The sequence below is a fragment of the Pseudomonas sp. GW822-FHT02D10 genome (genome assembly GCF_058802345.1).
In genome coordinates this window covers 1-17,528 of the sequence record NZ_JBXAOB010000025.1, presented here as the reverse complement: position 1 = coordinate 17,528, position 17,528 = coordinate 1, and the positions used below count along the sequence as shown (strand labels likewise).

12 protein-coding genes and 2 pseudogenes are annotated in these 17,528 nt (G+C 59.1%); 9 read left to right on the top strand and 5 right to left on the bottom strand.

The genetic code is table 11. The annotated features are described in order from the left end of the window. Nucleotides 1-24: 24 nt before the first annotated feature. The 3 genes and pseudogenes from AC1RPZ_RS25945 to AC1RPZ_RS25935 all read right to left on the bottom strand — a co-directional run. Nucleotides 25-1,767 carry a potassium/proton antiporter gene (locus tag AC1RPZ_RS25945; protein ID WP_493140567.1) on the bottom strand — a complete coding sequence of 581 codons (1,743 nt, stop codon included), beginning with the start codon at nucleotides 1,765-1,767 and terminating at the stop codon, nucleotides 25-27. A gap of 187 nt (nucleotides 1,768-1,954) precedes the next feature. Then, complete coding sequence (locus tag AC1RPZ_RS25940; RefSeq protein WP_493140637.1) at nucleotides 1,955-2,818, bottom strand: methyl-accepting chemotaxis protein; 864 nt, start codon at nucleotides 2,816-2,818, stop codon at nucleotides 1,955-1,957. Continuing rightward, nucleotides 2,810-3,565, bottom strand: a pseudogene (locus AC1RPZ_RS25935) (MCP four helix bundle domain-containing protein); the annotation flags it as partial. The gene AC1RPZ_RS25940 and the pseudogene AC1RPZ_RS25935, both read right to left, overlap by 9 nt. A 290-nt stretch (nucleotides 3,566-3,855) precedes the next feature. Between AC1RPZ_RS25935 and AC1RPZ_RS25930 the strand changes: the two are divergent. The 4 genes and pseudogenes from AC1RPZ_RS25930 to AC1RPZ_RS25915 all read left to right on the top strand — a co-directional run bounded on the left by AC1RPZ_RS25930 (nucleotide 3,856) and on the right by AC1RPZ_RS25915 (nucleotide 6,423). Further along, entirely contained in the window at nucleotides 3,856-4,086 is a 231-nt protein-coding gene (locus AC1RPZ_RS25930; protein ID WP_019691434.1) for a hypothetical protein, read from the top strand. Beyond that, complete coding sequence (locus AC1RPZ_RS25925) at nucleotides 4,083-4,385, top strand: cell division protein ZapA (protein ID WP_493140565.1); 303 nt, start codon at nucleotides 4,083-4,085, stop codon at nucleotides 4,383-4,385. The genes AC1RPZ_RS25930 and AC1RPZ_RS25925 overlap by 4 nt, the downstream gene beginning before the upstream one ends. Nucleotides 4,386-4,485: 100 nt before the next feature. Beyond that, a pseudogene (locus AC1RPZ_RS25920) lies at nucleotides 4,486-5,556 on the top strand (HAMP domain-containing protein); the annotation flags it as partial. A 126-nt stretch (nucleotides 5,557-5,682) separates the two neighbouring features. After that, entirely contained in the window at nucleotides 5,683-6,423 is a 741-nt protein-coding gene (locus tag AC1RPZ_RS25915; protein WP_493140636.1) for a methyl-accepting chemotaxis protein, read from the top strand. A 156-nt stretch (nucleotides 6,424-6,579) separates the two neighbouring features. On the opposite strand, the gene AC1RPZ_RS25910 is transcribed toward AC1RPZ_RS25915, so the two are convergent. Continuing rightward, nucleotides 6,580-8,382 carry an acyl-CoA dehydrogenase gene (locus tag AC1RPZ_RS25910; RefSeq protein WP_493140563.1) on the bottom strand — a complete coding sequence of 601 codons (1,803 nt, stop codon included), beginning with the start codon at nucleotides 8,380-8,382 and terminating at the stop codon, nucleotides 6,580-6,582. 221 nt (nucleotides 8,383-8,603) lie between these two features. Between AC1RPZ_RS25910 and AC1RPZ_RS25905 the strand changes: the two genes are divergently transcribed. Together AC1RPZ_RS25905 and AC1RPZ_RS25900 are read left to right on the top strand one after the other, a co-directional pair. Next, nucleotides 8,604-9,413 (top strand): hypothetical protein, encoded by an 810-nt coding sequence (locus tag AC1RPZ_RS25905; protein WP_493140561.1) that lies wholly within the window; start codon nucleotides 8,604-8,606, stop codon nucleotides 9,411-9,413. Then, entirely contained in the window at nucleotides 9,410-9,853 is a 444-nt protein-coding gene (locus AC1RPZ_RS25900; protein ID WP_493140559.1) for a hypothetical protein, read from the top strand. The genes AC1RPZ_RS25905 and AC1RPZ_RS25900 overlap by 4 nt, the downstream gene beginning before the upstream one ends. A gap of 87 nt (nucleotides 9,854-9,940) precedes the next feature. Here the strand turns inward: AC1RPZ_RS25900 and putA are convergent, their stop codons facing one another. Then, nucleotides 9,941-13,894: a trifunctional transcriptional regulator/proline dehydrogenase/L-glutamate gamma-semialdehyde dehydrogenase gene (gene putA, locus AC1RPZ_RS25895; protein WP_493140557.1), complete on the bottom strand. Its 3,954-nt coding sequence runs from the start codon at nucleotides 13,892-13,894 to the stop codon at nucleotides 9,941-9,943. 632 nt (nucleotides 13,895-14,526) lie between these two features. Here putA and AC1RPZ_RS25890 point away from each other — a divergent pair. From AC1RPZ_RS25890 to AC1RPZ_RS25880, 3 genes are all read left to right on the top strand, one after another. Further along, on the top strand, nucleotides 14,527-16,536 hold the full coding sequence (locus AC1RPZ_RS25890) for a type VI secretion system Vgr family protein (RefSeq protein ID WP_493140555.1): 2,010 nt from the start codon (nucleotides 14,527-14,529) through the stop codon (nucleotides 16,534-16,536). Next, nucleotides 16,526-17,263, top strand: a complete 738-nt coding sequence (locus tag AC1RPZ_RS25885; protein ID WP_493140553.1) for a DUF4123 domain-containing protein — start codon at nucleotides 16,526-16,528, stop codon at nucleotides 17,261-17,263. Before AC1RPZ_RS25890 ends, AC1RPZ_RS25885 begins: the two co-directional genes overlap by 11 nt. Beyond that, nucleotides 17,263-17,528, top strand: a 266-nt coding sequence (locus tag AC1RPZ_RS25880; RefSeq protein WP_493140551.1) for a hypothetical protein, incomplete at its 3' end; no start/stop codon positions are given. The genes AC1RPZ_RS25885 and AC1RPZ_RS25880, both read left to right, overlap by 1 nt.

Genomic DNA, 17,528 nt, shown 5'->3' with positions numbered 1-17,528 from the left:
CGAAAACGTAACGAAAAAGGGAGTTTAGAGGAACAACCCGGGGCCTGGGCGACTTCCTTCGGGAAATCTGACGCCCACTTTGGCAATCTTGTTCCCGTCCATGACCGCAATCGTCCAGATGGTGTTGTTCCATTCGACCTGGTCGCCGACCACGGGAGCGCCACCGACTTTCTGGGTGATGAAGCGACCTAGCGGCATGTCGGGATCGACCCCTTCGAGTTGTAGCCCGTACAGCGCTGAAACCGCACCCAGCTGGGCGTCGCCTTCCAGGACAAAGTCGCCGAAGAAGCGCAGATCGAGGCCGCGTTGCGGTGCCTGGCTGAAGAGTTTTCCGAGCGCCGGCAGGTTGTGTTCATGGCCGATAACGCAGAGTAAATCGCCGACTTCGAGCACCGTACTACCCGACGGATGGAGCAGTTGCTGATGGCGAAACAGTGCCGCGATACGTGTGCCTTCGGGCATTTTCAGCTCGCGAAGGGCAGCGCCGATGCACCATTTTTCTGCGCCAAGACGGTACACGAACAGTTCCCACTCACTGGTGACATGGACTTCGAGGGCGGCCCGAGAGATCGGCGCGGGCTCAGGTGGAACCGTCACCTTCAACAGTTTGGCGACCCACGGCAGGCTGGTGCCCTGTACCAGCAGCGATACCAGCACAATGAAGAACGCGAGGTTGAAGTACAGCTGGGCGTTCGGCAGGCCGGCCATCAACGGGAACACCGCCAGAATGATCGGAACCGCGCCACGCAAACCGACCCAGGAGATAAAGGCCTTCTCGCGTCCATGGAAAGCCTTGAACGGTAGCAAGCCGACCATCACCGACAGCGGCCGCGCCAACAGAATCATCCACAGCGCCAGACCGAGGGCGGGCAGGGCAATGGGCAGCAAGTCGTGGGGTGTCACCAGCAACCCCAGCACCAGGAACATACCGATCTGCGCCAGCCAGGCCATGCCGTCGAGCATGTGCAGAATGCCGTGGCGGCTACGCACCGGACGGTTGCCGATCACCAGACCGCACAGGTACACCGCGAGAAAGCCGCTGCCGTGCAGGGCGTTGGTCAGAGCGAACACCACCAGACCGCCGGCGATTACCAGAATCGGATACAGGCCGGCGGCCAGGTGGATACGATTGACCATTTGCAGCATCAGCCAACCCCCGCACAAGCCGACGATAGCGCCGATACCGAATTGAAGAATCAAGTGAGTGAGCAGGCTCCATTGCAGACCGGTCTGGCCGCTGGCGAGCATGTCGATCAGGGTGACGGTGAGAAACACCGCCATCGGGTCGTTACTGCCGGATTCGATTTCGAGGCTGGCGGTCACCCGCTCGTTCAGGCCTTTGCCGCCCAGCAGCGAGAACACTGCCGCGGCGTCGGTAGAGCCGACGATGGCACCGATCAGCAGGCCCTGGATCAGGTTCAGGTTGAACAACCAGGCGGCGGCCATGCCAGTCAGCCCGGTGGTGATCAGCACCCCGAACGTGGCCAGCGACAGCGCCGGCCACAACGCCACACGGAAACTCGCGACCCGAGTGCGCAACCCGCCGTCGAGCAGGATCACGGCCAGAGCGAGGTTGCCGACCAGATAGGCGGTGGGGTAGTTATCGAAGATGATGCCGCCGCCGTCGACACCGGCGGCCATGCCCACGGCCAGGATGATCACCAGAATCGGGATCCCGAGGCGGGACGAAAGTGAGCTCACCAGAATGCTCGCGCCTACCAGCAACGCGCCGATCAAGAACAGGCTGTTGATGGTCGTCGCATTCAAAGGCGGTACTCCAGAAAGCTGAAAGGCGGGCGCACACTGATCCATGCAGTCTGCGTGCCAGCGATTCTAACCTGTTGAAATGTGATGCTGTCAAAAAGCTTTTGAAGATCAAAAGATCGCAGCCTGCGGCAGCTCCTACGCTGACTGTGTAATCCTCGTAGGAGCTGCCGAAGGCTGCGATTTTTTCTTAGAGGCTGAACCGCCCAACCATATTGTTCAGGTCCAGCGCCAAACGCGACAGCTCGTTGCTGGCGGCGCTGGTCTGGTTGGCGCCAGTGGCCGATTGCACCGACAGGTCGCGGATGTTCACCAGGTTGCGGTCGACTTCGCGGGCCACTTGGGCCTGTTCTTCGGCGGCGCTGGCGATCACCAGGTTGCGCTCGTTGATTTCGACAATGGCGCTGTTGATGGTGTCCAGCGACAGACCGGCACCACGGGCGATGTTCAGGGTTGATTCCGCGCGTTCGGTGCTGTTGCGCATCGAATCGACAGCGTGTTCGGTGCCGCTCTGGATGCTGCCGATCATGCGTTCGATTTCGCTGGTCGATTGCTGCGTGCGATGAGCCAGGGCGCGAACTTCGTCGGCCACCACCGCAAAACCGCGGCCGGCTTCACCGGCACGAGCGGCCTCGATGGCGGCGTTCAGTGCCAGCAGGTTGGTCTGATCGGCCAAACCGCGAATCACGTCCAGCACCTTGCCGATGTCTCGCGACTCGTTGGCCAGGTCGCCGATCAGGGTGGCAGTGCTCTGCACATCGGCGCTCATGCGTTCGATAGCGCTGACAGTTTCCTGCACCAGATCACGGCCGTCACCGGCAGAGGTGGTGGCGTTTTTCGAGGCTTCGGATGTGCTCACCGCGTTGCGCGCGACTTCTTCCACGGCGCTGGTCATTTCATTGACGGCTGTCGCGGCTTGCTCGATTTCGTTGTTTTGCTGAGTCAGGCCACGGGCGCTTTCATCGGTGACGCTGTTCAGCTCTTCGGCAGCGCAGGACAGCTGAGTCGCCGAGCCCGAGATTCGTTGCAGGGTGTCGCGCAGTTTTTCCTGCATCTTCAACATGGCCTGCAACAAGCGGCCAGCTTCGTCGCTGCCGTCGACGACGATCGGCCGGGTCAGATTGCCCTCGGCGATTTCTTCGGCGGCACTCAGTGCCTTGGCGATGGGCTGGGTGATGCTGTTGGTCAGCAACCAGGCGAAGAGCAGGGTCAGGCCAGTGGCGATCACCAGCAGGGTCACCAGCAGGTTGAAGGCCGAGGAATACTGGTCGGCGGCTTTCTGGTTGAAGTCGGCGGCTTGATTGTTGTTGATCTGCATCAGCCGGTTGAGCACGTCATTGACTGCGTTAGCGTTGTTCGGCAGTTCGGTGTTGAGCAGGTTTTGCAATTCGTCGACCTGATTATTACGCGACAGGCTCTTCATGCGGTCTTCCAGCTGACGGTACTGCCCCAACAGTTGCACGTACTCATCGTAGGCCGCACGTTCCTGCGGGCTGCTGATGAGTTTTTCGTAATCGGACTGGGCCGCGCGAATCTGCTGGTTGCGTTGATCGAACTGCGCGAGGGTCTTTTGCTGTGCGTCCGGTTCGCGGTTGATCAGCAAGCGGTAGGACTGCACCCGCAAGCGCAAGGTGAGCTGGGTGATCTCGTCCAGCGCCTTGAAGCTCGGCACGCTGCTCTGGATGATGTTCTCACCGGCCGCACGGATCTTGCTCATCTGGTTCAAGGCGAACACACCCAGAATCAACATCAGCGTGCCGATCAGGGCAAAGCCGAGGAATGCCCGCGGTGCGATATTCATATTACGAAGGGACATGGTGTTCACCGAATAGCGCGCATTGGCACGAGGTCTGAGACGAGGTATGCATGACTTATCGGTCATACAACCAAAGTCTTGAGCCGCTGCGCGCTTTTGCCGCGGATCGGTCGCTCTGACGAGCTGTCAGGAACCAGATCGGACAATCGCAGTCTTTAAAACTCGCAAGCAAGGTCGCCGCCAGGAACATCAAGGCTCTGCGCCCGAATATCCCTGGCGCCTGTGGTGACTTTTCTTTATCGTACGCGCCCTTTGAAAATGCTCGGAAAATCAAAATGTTGGAAGCATCCCTAAGCCAATTGGAACAACTGGTCAGCGATCTGGTGCAACAGAACCAGGAACTGCTCGGCACAAACGCGACACTGAGCGCAGAACTGGCTCAGGCCAAGGATGAAAACGAAAGCCTGCAGCTGAGCCTGATGGAGCAGGAAGAGAAGCAGGGCGCCACTGTTGCGCGCATTCAAGCCCTGGTTGAGCGCGTGAGCGCAGGTCCTGTGAACGCATGAGACACGGTGCCGACGGGATAAAAGTCGTCTCGATTCTCGGGGAAGACTATTCGATCAAGGCGCCGGCCGGGGAAGAGCAGACCCTGCTGGACGCCGCATTGATGTTGAAAGCGGTGCTGGCGCAGACCAAAAAGAAATACCCGACCCTGATCGGGGACAAACTGTTGGTGCTGACGGCAATGAACCTGTGCTCGCAGCAGCTAGAAATGCAGAAACGTCACCAGCAGGAACTCGACCGTTACCAAGAGCAAGTCAGCGCCACGGTTGAAGTGATTTCGAAGACGATCAATCAGGCCTGATCAGCTTGAGCACAACCAAAGAGTGGATTGTCGATTTAGTTGTATACAATCGGCATGGCAGTTGCAGTAGTTTCGCCTCTTACTCTTTGGGGGGTGCTACATGCAGTTCTGGCGACGCAGTATTCAATGGCAGTTGATCCTGAGTATGGGCACCGCCCTGCTGGTCAGTATTCTGATCGTGGTCGGCATTTATACCCTGGTGGTCAACCGCCTCGCCCAGAGCTATCTGGTCGAGCAAGCGCTGCCGTCGAGCATCGAAGCGATGCGCAACGACATCGAACGGATTCTGGTCCAGCCGCTCACCGCGGCGAAGGACATCGCCAGCAACAGCATGGTGCGCCAGTGGTTGGCCGAAGGTGAAAACACTGACCGGGCCAACGGCTTTGCCCGCTACCTGGAAGGCATCCGCGCCGAGCACAAAGCCTTTACCGCGCTGATCGCAGGCTCTGAGTCGGGCCACTACTACACCGAAAAAGGCCTTGATCGGACCCTCAGCCGATCCCATCCGAGCGATGCCTGGTTCTATGCCTTCCTCGACAGCAATCAGCCGCGCACGCTCAATATCGACAAAGACACGGCGACCGGCGAGCTGGCCTTGTTCATCGACCTCAAGGTCTCGCAGGGCGGTAAAGTCGTGGGCATCGCCGGGCTCGGCCTGAGCATGAAGGAGCTCTCGGAGCTGATTCACAACTTCAGCTTCGGTGCACGCGGGAAGGTCTATCTGGTGCGTTCCGACGGTTTGATCCAGGTTCATCCCGAGGCCGGGTTCAGCAACAAACGCCAGTTGGCCGAGCAGATCGGCGGCCCGGCGGCGCAAGCCGTGATGGGTCATCAAGGCCTGACCAGCAGCGGTTTTGTACGCGACGGCGAAGACTACCTGGCCCTGAGCCTGCCATTGCGTGATCTGGGCTGGACCCTGGTGGCCGAAGTGCCGCAATCGCAAATTTACGCCGAGGCCCGACACGCGATGTGGCTGACCAGCGCCATCGGTCTGGGTGTTGCGTTGGTGTGCCTGTTATTGGTGGTGTTGCTGGCTCGCGGTTTGGTGTGGCCGATCCGTCAGGTAACAGCGGCGCTGGTAGCGATTGGTAGCGGTGGTGGCGATTTGACCCACAGGTTAGATTCCAGTCGCGCCGATGAGCTGGGCGACCTCGCCCGAGGCTTCAACCGTTTCCTTGAAAATCAACGCAACTTGATCGGCGAAGCGTTGGCCACCAGCGAGCGTTTGCGCACGGCTGTCGGGCAGGTCGCGCGGGTGGTGGAAAACACGGCCGAGCGTTCCGGTCGGCAGCAGGAAATGACCGACATGGTCGCCACCGCCGTGCACGAGATGGGCCTCACCGTGCAGGAAATCGCGCAGAACGCCGGCAACGCGGCAGTCGCCTCACAAACGGCTCGCGATGAAGCGTTACAGGCGCGTGAAGTGGTCGGCGGTTCAATTCGGCATATCGAAAGCATGTCCGACGAAATCGGTATCGCTGCCAGTGCCGTCGGCGAGCTGGCGACTCAGGTAGCGTCTATTGACCAGGTGCTGGCAGTCATTCGCGGGATCTCCGAACAGACCAACTTGCTGGCGTTGAACGCGGCGATTGAAGCAGCGCGGGCCGGCGACATGGGGCGGGGCTTTGCAGTAGTGGCTGACGAAGTGCGGACACTGGCGCGGCGTACGCAATCGTCCACCGATGAAATCCAGCAGATGATCGGCAGCCTCAAGCAGGGTGCAGAAAATGCCGTGTCGTCGATGCATTCCGGGCAGGCGGCAACCGGCACAGGTGTCGAGTCGAGCCAGCGCACCGGAGCGTCGTTGACCGCGATTACCGGGCAGGTCGAACGGATTAGCGACATGAACCATCAAGTGGCGACGGCCACTGAAGAACAGTCGGCAGTGACCGAAGAGATCAACCGCAACGTGCAGGGGATTTCTGATTTGGCGCGGGCCACGGCGGGTGAGGTGAGGGCGTGTCGTGAGGATTGCCAGACGTTGCAGCGATTGGCGGATGACTTGGCGCGGCAGATGGGTGGGTTCAAGCTGAAGTAAGTGTTGATGATGCGTAAGCCATCGCGAGCAATCGAGCGTCGACCGGCTGCTCCCACAATGATCCGCGTTTAACCAGACAGCGCGTTCAAATGTGGGAGCAGCCGGTCGACGCTCGATTGCTCGCGATTGGTTTTCAGCCGCGACGCAAGGCTCGGGTCAGAACCACTCATCCCGCATGCTCAGGCACGTATCATCCCGCGCCTCAAGAATCGCCAGTTCGTGATGGCAACCCGGCACTTCCCAGGTCAGGAAGTAGCGCGCCGCTTGCAGCTTGCCTTTATAGAAACCGACATCCGCCGCATTGCCCTTGGCCAACCCTTCCTCTGCACGAATTGCCTGTTCCAGCCAGCGCCAGCCGATCACTGTGTGACCGAATGCCTTGAGGTACAGCGCCGAGTTGGCGAGGCTGCTGTTGACTTTGCCTTGGCCCAGGTCAGTCAGCAGGCCGATAGTCACGGTTTGCAGGCGTGCCACCAGCGCTTCCAGTGGCTGGCGCAATGGGGTTAAGGCATCAAACGCTTGCGCACGTTCGGCAGTCTCGGCGATCAAGCGGATCAATTGCTTGAGCCCGGCGCCGCCGTTCTGCGCCAGTTTTCGGCCCAACAGGTCCAGCGACTGGATGCCGTGGGTGCCTTCGTGGATCGGGTTCAGGCGGTTGTCGCGGTAGTACTGTTCCACCGGATACTCGCGGGTGTAGCCGTGGCCGCCGAGGATCTGGATCGCCAGTTCGTTGGCCTTGAGGCAGAACTCCGATGGCCAGGATTTGACGATCGGTGTCAGCAGGTCGAGTAGTTCATGAGCCTGTTTGCGCCCGGCTTCAGTCTCAAGCGTGGTGGTGTCATCGAACAGTCGTGCTGCATATAAACCGAGGTCAAATGCGCCTTCGACGTACGCCTTCTGGGTCAGCAGCATGCGTTTGACGTCGGCGTGCTGGATGATCGACACCGGCGCGGTGTTCGGGTCCTTGCTGTCCGGCAGGCGACCTTGCGGGCGTTCGCGGGCGTATTCCAGCGAGTACAGGTAGCCGGCGTAGCCGAGCATCACCGCGCCCATGCCGACGCCGATTCGCGCTTCGTTCATCATCTGGAACATGTAGCTCAGGCCTTGGTGCGGATTGCCCACCAGATAGCCAACGCACTCGCCGTTATCGCCGAAATTCAGCGCGGTAGAGGTGGTGCCGCGCCAGCCCATCTTGTGGAACAGCCCGGCCAGCAGCACGTCGTTGCGCTTGCCCAGGCTGCCGTCATCGTTGACCAGGAATTTAGGCACGATAAACAGCGAAATGCCTTTCACCCCGGCCGGTGCATCCGGCAGTTTGGCCAGCACCATGTGCACGATGTTTTCCGACAGCGGGTGGTCGCCGCCGGAGATGAAGATCTTGTTGCCCTTGAGTCGATACGTGCCATCGGCGACGGGCTCGGCGCGGGTGCGGATGTCCGACAGCGACGAGCCGGCGTGAGGTTCGGTGAGGGCCATGGTGCCGAAGAAGCGGCCGTCGATCATCGGTTGCAGGAAGCGCCGCTTCTGCTCATCGGTGCCGAAGCTTTCAATCAGGTTGGCTGCGCCCATGGTCAGGAACGGGTAGGACGTCGTCGCGGCGTTGGCTGACTGAAAGTGTGCAAAGCAGGCTTGCGAGAGCAGGGTCGGCAACTGCATGCCGCCGGCCTCGAAGCTGCGTGCGGCGTTGAGGAAACCCGCTTCGAGGAAGGCATCCACCGCCGGCTTCACTTCCGGAATCAGGATCGCCTTACCGTCTTCGTAACGCGGTTCGTTCTCGTCGCCCTTGCGGTTGTGCGGAGCAAAGAACTTCTCGGCAATGCTGCGCGCCGTACCAATGGCGGCGTCGAACGTCTCGCGGTTGTGCTCGGCGAAGCGCTCGCGCTGGGTCAGGCCCTCGGCATCGAGGACTTCATACAGCTCGAAAGCCAGATTGCGGGAACTGAGCAACGTCTCGGACATGGCGGCCTACCTTGATTGGAATGGGCCGAGTCTAGGCGCGGGCAGGGTGGGGTGAACAGGATGATTGATGAGCGTGATGGAGGGGCAAAACACGTCGGCGGTATAGCGCCGACTTAATGGGGGGCTAGCGTGCGTACTGAGTGAGGTATACGAAGTTTCGTACGTAATAAGGGGAATCAGGCGACATCAAAAAACGAGGTGGTGCGGTATCAAGCCTCGTCGTGATGGCACAAAAAACTGCCTATTCCAGCCCTGGTGATGAAATGAAGAGATTAATCCCCCGCAGTGAGATGAAAAAATACAGCCTTGCTCACATTGAAAGTCCCTTCTTTACGTCGGCAAAAGTGGAGCGCTCCCTTTTCCGTCCAATGGAAATATCAGGACTGACTGACCTGATCAAGGCGTGCGGTTCCTCCATCGCCAACTGTTTGCACGAGCCTGACAAAGCCAGAATTCTTGAAAAAGTCAAATGTGGCGATTGGCTGCTGGTTTCCGATGATCCATTCAGCCCACTCAGCCAAGACTCCTTCGGAACATACTCGCATTTGACGGGAAAGAAGTTTTCTTTGGCTGGCTTTTCGCTTCGGCGCACAGAGACCAAGAGTGAGCTGGTGGCAGAGAGGGATATTCTGAGATTACCTAAAATGTTGGATCCAGCTCGGAATAAATCTAAATTAGAGTCAGGACCGGGAAAATGGATGACCAAAAACATTGACTATGACAGCGTGAAAAACACCCTTACTGTACTTGTAAACAGATCAGGAACATTAGCCGATGAAGGGCGTTTGATTTTTTCTGATGGAAAGGATTTTGCAAACACTACTCGAACTATAGTGCAGGAGTGGATCCCGCTCGGTGAGGACGAATATTCTTTCGAAACTCACTCGGCCACACATGCGTACGGGGCCATACGGTACATAAAACAACGATTCCTGGAGGCCGATGATGAGTGGCAGGTGACAGGTAAGTCTTGGCATTGGGTTCCAGCTACAGCCAACACTGTTTATGAGCGGAGAACAGGCGAAAAATGATTGCTGAAAATGAACAGTCTAAGACGGTAGTCGTGTGGATGTGGGGTGGGTTCGATGCCTTGTACCTCATTTGGTACGTCATCGGTTCTCTGCGTAGCGGTAAAATCCCCTATCTGACGGATGTGGTCAGTACGCTAGCGTTGTTATCGGATCATGGTTTTTTACAGTTTGGAATGGTGGTTATGAGTTGGATATTGCAACTCTCAATAGTGATCAGCTGTTTCTTGTTTTTCGCGCGGCGAGAGGAGGCGAAGTGGATAAGTTATTTGCAGATACCGCTGAGACTATTTTTCCTTATTCCATCCGTTTCGATTTTGCTGATTGGCGTTCAGTTTTTCCCTGGTTACAATCCTGTTTTAATGGTGGCTTTAATTTTGGTTTCCGAGCTGGTAAAGGGTTGGAGTTTGTGGCGGTTTGGAGTACGTCAGGTGGCCCATTAATACCCCAGTTATAAACCACATATGAATACGAAAAAGGAGAGCAAGCTCTCCTTTTTCGTATTCATGATTTTCGTTGCTTACACTTTTTTAGCCAATCGTCATCAAGCTGGCATTACCACCCGCCGCAGCGGTGTTGACGCTCAGCGCGCGCTCGATCACCAGACGTTCCAGCGCAATGCCGGTTTCGCCTTGCGACTGACCGTGTACCCCGACGATAGCGCCGGAACGCTTGGCCACTTGCTGGCAGACGGCACGCAACTGGTCGGAGTCGCCGTGATGCAGAACCGCATCGAAGAGCACTTCGTCCTTGTTCCAGTCGGCCACCAGTTTGATCCGCGCTTGCACTTCTTTCGGCAGACGAGCCAGCAGTGCCTTGCTCAGTTCACCTTCCGCCCACACCGCCGAGCCGCCCACCGCCAGTACTGCCGTCAGTTGGGTCAGCAGATCGCTTTCGACCTCCGCCAGGCACAGCACGTGTTCACGCGGCAGGATGGCGTAGCTGTTGCGCTCGCCCGTCGGGCCGTTCAGCGTGCGGGTGATCCCGCTTTGTGATTGTGCCGCGAACTGCACGCACAGCGCGCTCAGCTCGGTCAGCTTGTGGCTGTCGGCCCAGGTTTGCAGGGCGGTCAGTGGTTTGCTCATGGCATCACGCAGGCGAACATCCGGTGCGCTCAGGGCATCGCCGCGAGCAAAGGATTGTTCGATCGCGTCGGTAGGGCGTGTCGACAGCAGGCGGTACAGGTACAACGGACCACCGGCTTTCGGGCCAGTCCCCGACAGACCCTCGCCACCGAACGGCTGCACGCCGACCACAGCACCGACGATGTTGCGGTTGACATAGACGTTACCGGCGTTGACGTTGTCGATCACCTTGGCGATGGTCTCGTCGATACGCGTGTGCACACCCAATGTCAGGCCGTAGCCGGAAGCGTTGATCTGCTCGATCAGTTGATCGATGTCTTTGCGCTTGTAGCGCACCACGTGCAGTACCGGACCGAAGATCTCCCGTTGCAGCTCGTCGAAGCTTTCCAGCTCGATCAGGGTCGGCATGACAAAAGTGCCGCGCTTGCATTCTTCCATGTCCGCGATGGCGACTTGGTAGACGTTGCGACCTTTCTCGCGCATGGCCTGGATATGCTTCTCGATGCCCGCCTTGGCTTCAGCGTCGATCACTGGGCCGATGTCCACGGACAGGCGATCTGGATTACCGAGGCGGCATTCAGCCATGGCGCCTTTGAGCATTTCGATCACGCGGTCGGCGGAATCTTCCTGCAAGCACAGCACACGCAGGGCCGAACAGCGTTGGCCGGCACTGTCGAAGGCCGAGGACACCACGTCGATCACCACTTGTTCGGTCAGTGCCGAAGAGTCGACGATCATCGCGTTCTGGCCGCCGGTTTCGGCGATCAGCGGGATCGGACGGCCCTGGGCATCCAGGCGACCGGCGACGTTGCGTTGCAGCAAGCGCGCGACTTCGGTGGAGCCGGTGAACATCACGCCTTTGACCCGATCATCGCCAACCAGACGGGCGCCGACGGTTTCGCCACGGCCCGGCAGCAGTTGCAACACGCCTTCCGGAATCCCGGCTTCGAGCAGCAGGCGCACGGCTTGCGCCGCTACCAGCGGGGTTTGCTCCGCAGGCTTGGCCAACACCGGGTTGCCGGCGGCCAATGCAGCAGCGACTTGACCGCTGAAGATCGCCAGCGGGAAGTTCCACGGGCTGATGCACACCACGGGACCCAATGGCCGGTGGGCGTCGTTGGTGAAATCGTTGCGCGCCTGCACCGCGTAATAACGCAGGAAATCCACGGCTTCACGCACTTCGGCGATGGCGTTGGCGAAGGTCTTGCCGGCTTCGCGAGCCAACAGGCCCATCAGCGGCTGGATCTCGCCTTCCATCAGGTCGGCAGCGCGTTCGAGAATCGCGGCGCGTTCGGCTGGCGGAGTGGCCTGCCAGATCGGTGCGGCGTTCAGTGCGCACTGGATGGCATTGTCGACGTCTTCAACGGTGGCCTCTTGCACATGGCCGACCACGTCACGGTGATCCGACGGGTTGAGCACCGGTGCCGGGGTTTCGGCACTGGCGGCGCAGCCTAGCATCGGCGCGGCTTTCCAGTGAGTGTGAGCGGTGGCCAACAGGGCGCAGGACAGAGATGCCAGGCGATGTTCGTTGGCCAGGTCGATGCCGCTGGAGTTGGCGCGCTCGCTACCATAGAGGTCACGCGGCAGCGGGATACGCGGGTGCGGCAGGCCGAAGCCGCCTTCCAGCGTCGCCATCTGCTCGATGCTGGCTACTGGATCGGCCACCAGCTCCTGAATCAAGATGGAGTGGTCGGCGATGCGGTTGACGAACGAGGTGTTCGCACCGTTTTCCAGCAGGCGACGGACCAGGTAGGCCAGCAGTGTTTCGTGAGTACCGACCGGTGCGTAAACGCGGCATGGACGGTTCAGTTTGCCTTCGGAAACCTTGCCCACCACTTGCTCGTACAGCGGTTCGCCCATGCCGTGCAGGCATTGGAACTCGTACTGGCCCGGGTAGTAGTTCTGGCCGGCGATATGGTAAATGGCCGACAGGGTGTGGGCATTGTGCGTGGCGAACTGCGGGTAGATGACTTCCGGCACCGACAGCAGTTTGCGGGCGCAGGCGATGTAGGACACGTCGGTATACACCTTGCGGGTGTAGACCGGATAGCCTTCCAGGCCTTCGACCTGGGCGCGCTTGATTTCGCTGTCCCAGTATGCACCTTTCACCAGACGGATCATCAGGCGATGACGGCTGCGGCGAGCCAGGTCGATCACGTAGTCGATCACGTACGGGCAACGCTTCTGGTAAGCCTGGATGACGAAACCGATGCCGTTCCAGCCGGTCAGTTGCGGCTCGAAGCACAGACGCTCGAGCAGATCCAGCGACAGCTCAAGGCGGTCAGCTTCTTCGGCGTCGATGTTCAGGCCAATGTCGTACTGCTTGGCCAGCAAGGTCAGCGACAACAGGCGCGGGTACAACTCGTCCATCACGCGCTCGTACTGGGCACGGCTGTAACGCGGATGCAGGGCCGAGAGCTTGATCGAGATGCCTGGGCCTTCATAAATGCCACGACCGTGGGACGCCTTGCCGATCGAGTGGATGGCTTGCTCGTAGGACGCGAGGTATTTCTGGGCGTCATGTTCGGTCAGTGCGGCTTCACCGAGCATGTCGTAGGAATAGCGGAAACCTTTGGCTTCGAACTTGCTGGCGTTGGCCAGGGCTTCGGCGATGGTTTCGCCGGTGACGAATTGCTCGCCCATCAGGCGCATGGCCATGTCGACGCCCTTGCGGATCATCGGCTCGCCGCTTTTGCCGATAATGCGGCTCAGGGACGAGGTCAGGCCGGCTTCGTTGTGGGTGGCGACCAGTTTGCCGGTCAGCAGCAGGCCCCAGGTGGCGGCGTTGACGAACAGCGACGGGCTATTGCCCAAGTGTGGCTGCCAGTTACCGGTGCTGATCTTGTCGCGGATCAGCGCGTCACGGGTGCCTTTGTCCGGGATGCGCAGCAGCGCTTCGGCGAGGCACATCAGCGCCACGCCTTCCTGGGACGACAGGGAGAATTCCTGCAACAGACCCTGAACAATCCCGGCACGGCCGCCGGCGCTTTTCTGATTGCGCAGTTTTTCGGCAATCGAGGCGGCGAGCTTGTTGGTGGCGTCGCACATTGCAGCTGGCAGACGCGCCTGTTCGATCAACATCGGCACCACTTCCGGCTCCGGGCGGCGGTAGGCGGCAGTGATCGAGGCGCGCAGCACCGATTGCGGGAGGATGCTTTCAGCGAATTCGAGGAAGCATTGATGAGCGTGATCGGTCGGGACGTCAGCACCGTCATCGGCTTCGGAGCGGGTCAAGCCGCTCAGCTCGGTCAGGGTTGCACCACCCTCGAGTTTTTCCAGGTAATTGAAAATCGCCTGTTTGATCAGCCAGTGCGGCGTGCGATCAATCGAGGTCGCGGCAGCTTTGAGGCGCTCGCGGGTCGGGTCATCGAGTTTGACCCCAAGGGTGGTGGTCGCCATATTTTTATCCTCATGTTTGCCACGACTGCGTGGCATCAGCTGGCGGCAAGATTAGCTGTGCGTCGAAATAGGTGCAACCGGGTGCAACCCTTTTTTGTCGGAATAATCGGCAGCTTGTCAGGAAATAAATTCTGGTACGCGAGTCCCGTTCCTGCTTGGTGCTTTTTGCAGTAGTCGCCAAAGGTTCTTGCTCCGAAAAGGAGCAAAAAGAGGGGAATAAAAGACAATTCGTACTAGGTGAAACATATTCTCAAAAAGCTGGTTGCACCTTATTTACTGTGTTGAATAGCATTCGCGCACCAAGGTGCAACCGTCTTTGATGCGGTTCATCGGCTGATGGCGTTCCTGGGGAAACATCAGTCATAAATGCGCGGATGAGCTGATGCTCTGATCATTTCCTGAATCAAAAATGGCCCGCAGCCTTATGGATGCGGGCCGTTTTTTCTGATGTGTTTTACGTTTGAGGGTCTCATTACCGTCCGTCCGAGAGGAATGTCTGTAGTGATTGATCCCAATGTCTGAAGGAGAAATCTCTAAAAAATCAGGGCAAATCTGATTTTTCTGACCCTCGATCACCCCCCCTTGTCGCTCATGCAGAATCGCCCGCCTTCATTCTGCTTCAGAGACATCGGATGCTCACGCCTGCCAATGAACCGCGTTTCACGTTGACCCTCGACGGCGTCCAGAATGAGCTCAACGTACTTGAGTTCACGGGCAAGGAAGCCATCAGCCAACCCTATCGTTTCGACCTGGAACTGGTCAGCGAACATCCGGACCTCGACCTCGAAATCCTCCTGCACCGTCAGGCTTTCCTCAGTTTCAATGCTCAAGGCTCCGGTATTCATGGTCAGGTGTATCGCGTCGCCCAAGGCGATTCCGGCAAACGTCTGACCCGCTACCAAATCAGTCTGGTGCCGCGACTGGCCTATCTCGATCAGCGCATCAACCAGCGAATCTTCCAGCACAAAAGCGTTCCGGCGATCATCGAGCAGATCCTCAAGCAGCATGGGATCCAGCGCGACGCCTTTGAATTCCAGCTCGGTGACGAATACCCGGAGCGTGAGTACTGCGTGCAATACGCCGAGAGTGATCTGGCGTTTATTCAGCGGTTGTGCGCCGAGATCGGCATTCACTACCACTTCCAGCACAACCCGAACGGCCACTTGCTGGTGTTCGGAGACGACCAGACGGTTTTCCGCATGCTTGCGGAGTCGACCCTTTACTTGCCAGGCAGCGGGATGGCCACCGACCAGCCTGCGATCAAGCGTTTCAACGTACGACTGGAAACCCGCACCACCGCAGTGACCCGTCGCGACTACGACTTCCACAAGCCCGGTCTGTTGCTGCAAAGCACCGTCGACAGCGAACAGCGCCCGGTGCTGGAGGATTACCACTACCCCGGTCAATTCACCGATCGTGGCCACGGCAAACATCTCGCGCAACGGGCACTGGAGCGCCATGGCGCGGACTACCGTCAGGCTGAAGGTCGTAGTGATCAAGCGGCGTTACTCACCGGGCATTTTCTGAAGCTCGCCGAACACCCGCGCACAGAGTGGAATGACCTGTGGCTACTGACAGAAATCGAGCACCACGGCCGGCAGCCGCAAGTGCTGGAAGAGTCTGCTGACAGCGGTGAGTTTCAGGGCTATCGCAATACCTTTCTGGCGACGCCGTGGGACGTACCGTTTCGTCCGCCATTGGCTGAAAACAAGCTGCGAGTACCGGGCTATCAGAACGCGATCGTCACTGGACCGAAAGACAGCGAAATTCATTGCGACGAGTTCGGGCGGGTCAAGGTGCAATTTGCCTGGGACCGAGAGGGGCAGCTCAACGAGCATTCCAGTTGCTGGCTGCGAGTGGCCAGTGGTTGGGCGCATGACCGTTATGGCAGCGTGCTGATTCCTCGGGTGGGAATGGAAGTGCTGGTAGGGTTTGTCGATGCCGACCCGGACAAACCCTTGGTCATGGCCTGTCTGCCGAATGGGGCTAATTCGGTGCCACTCGACCTGCCGGCGGACAAAACCCGCAGCATTTTTCGCAGCCAGAGCAGTCCCGGTGGCGGCGGCTACAACGAGCTGCGCATCGAGGACCGCAAGGGCGCCGAAGAAATCTATCTGCGTGCCCAGCGCGACTGGACCCAGCACGTTCTGAACGATCAACGCGTGCAAGTGGACAACCAGCGCAGCGTGGTAGTGATCGGCACCTCCCGCCATGAACTGAAGGCTGACGAACAGCGCATCACCCACGGCAATCGCCAGACCGAAGTGAAGCAGGACGATCACCTGGCGGTGGTCGGCGACCGACACATTCGGGTGACCAATCAGGCGCTCAATGCCAGTCAGCAATTCCATGTCAGCGCCGGCCAGCAAGTCGTGATCGACGGCGGTGCCAACGCGACCATTCAGGCGGGTGGGCAGTGGATCAACATCAGCGCTGCCGGGATTTTCAGCAGCGTACCGATTCAGCTTGGTGGTGCGCCGATACCGGCCATGGCTGCTGCGCCGGCCTTGCCCGATCCACTGTTGAAGCGCGTAGCCGCCACGCCAGCGCTGCTGAGTGCCGCACAGATTTTGAGCCTGAAAAGCGACGCGCCGTTCTGTGAAGAATGCGAGCGCTGCAAGGAGGGTGTCTGTGCAGCCTGATGCCTTGTCACCTGGTGTTTGGCTCGAGCGCCATCCGCTGAAACCTTCCGAGCAGTTGTTCGCGGTGTTCGGCAATGCCAGCTCCGCTGAACCCCTTAAAGCCTGGCAGCGTTCGATCACTGCGCAAGCGCCGAGCCCAATCTGGGCCGACACCGCTTACGCCGAGTGGGGACCGGTGATGCCCTATGTTGGAATCGTCGCTGCTGGCAGTGAGTTTCTGGAGTGGGTCGCCACCACTGAGTCTCGCGACTGGGGTTGGCTAGCGGTGTCTTCTGCCCCTCAAGAGGTGCTGGTCGATCATCTGCGCAGCCTCACGCAAGCCCTGTTACCCAACGGCAACGCGGTGTTTTTCCGTTTCTGGGACGGACGTTATTTGCTGCCGATTCTTCAGTCCGCGGAGGTTGATGTCGCTCAACTGATGCCGCTGATTGGGCGCTGCCTTATCAATGGCCAGGCCCTGGAAATCGGTGGCCGCGCGCTGGAAACATCCAGGGTTTTTCCATGGTGGGAGATTCCCGGCGCGCTATTGGCACAACTCGGGGCCCAGTCTGCCGCCACTCGAATCGACAACCTGCTGACGTGGCTGAGCGAGGATCGCCCTGACCTGCACGAGGCGTTTTCCGAAAGCGTTTTGCGGCACAAAGTCGCGATCTTTCTTGAAGCGCCTGATCTGCCTGAAGCACCGAAAACTGCCTTGGTGGAGTACCTGATGGCGGAGCTGAACTGATGGAGCAGATCGTACGTATCGAGCAGGAACTCGACAGCTTCAAAGACACCCTCGGTCTCTATCGCGAACAACTCAACCGCTGGTTCATCAAGGCCGCGGACAAAGTTAGCCACGCTGCCGACTTGCCGTCGCTGATGGGCATGGATCGGCGGATCAAACTGGGTAACACCAGCACGACGGTCAGCACTGGCGATGACGATTTCATCTCCAGTGTGGCGCAGTGTCCGGACAGCGGCATTCTGGAAATCGAGAGCAAGTTCGAATC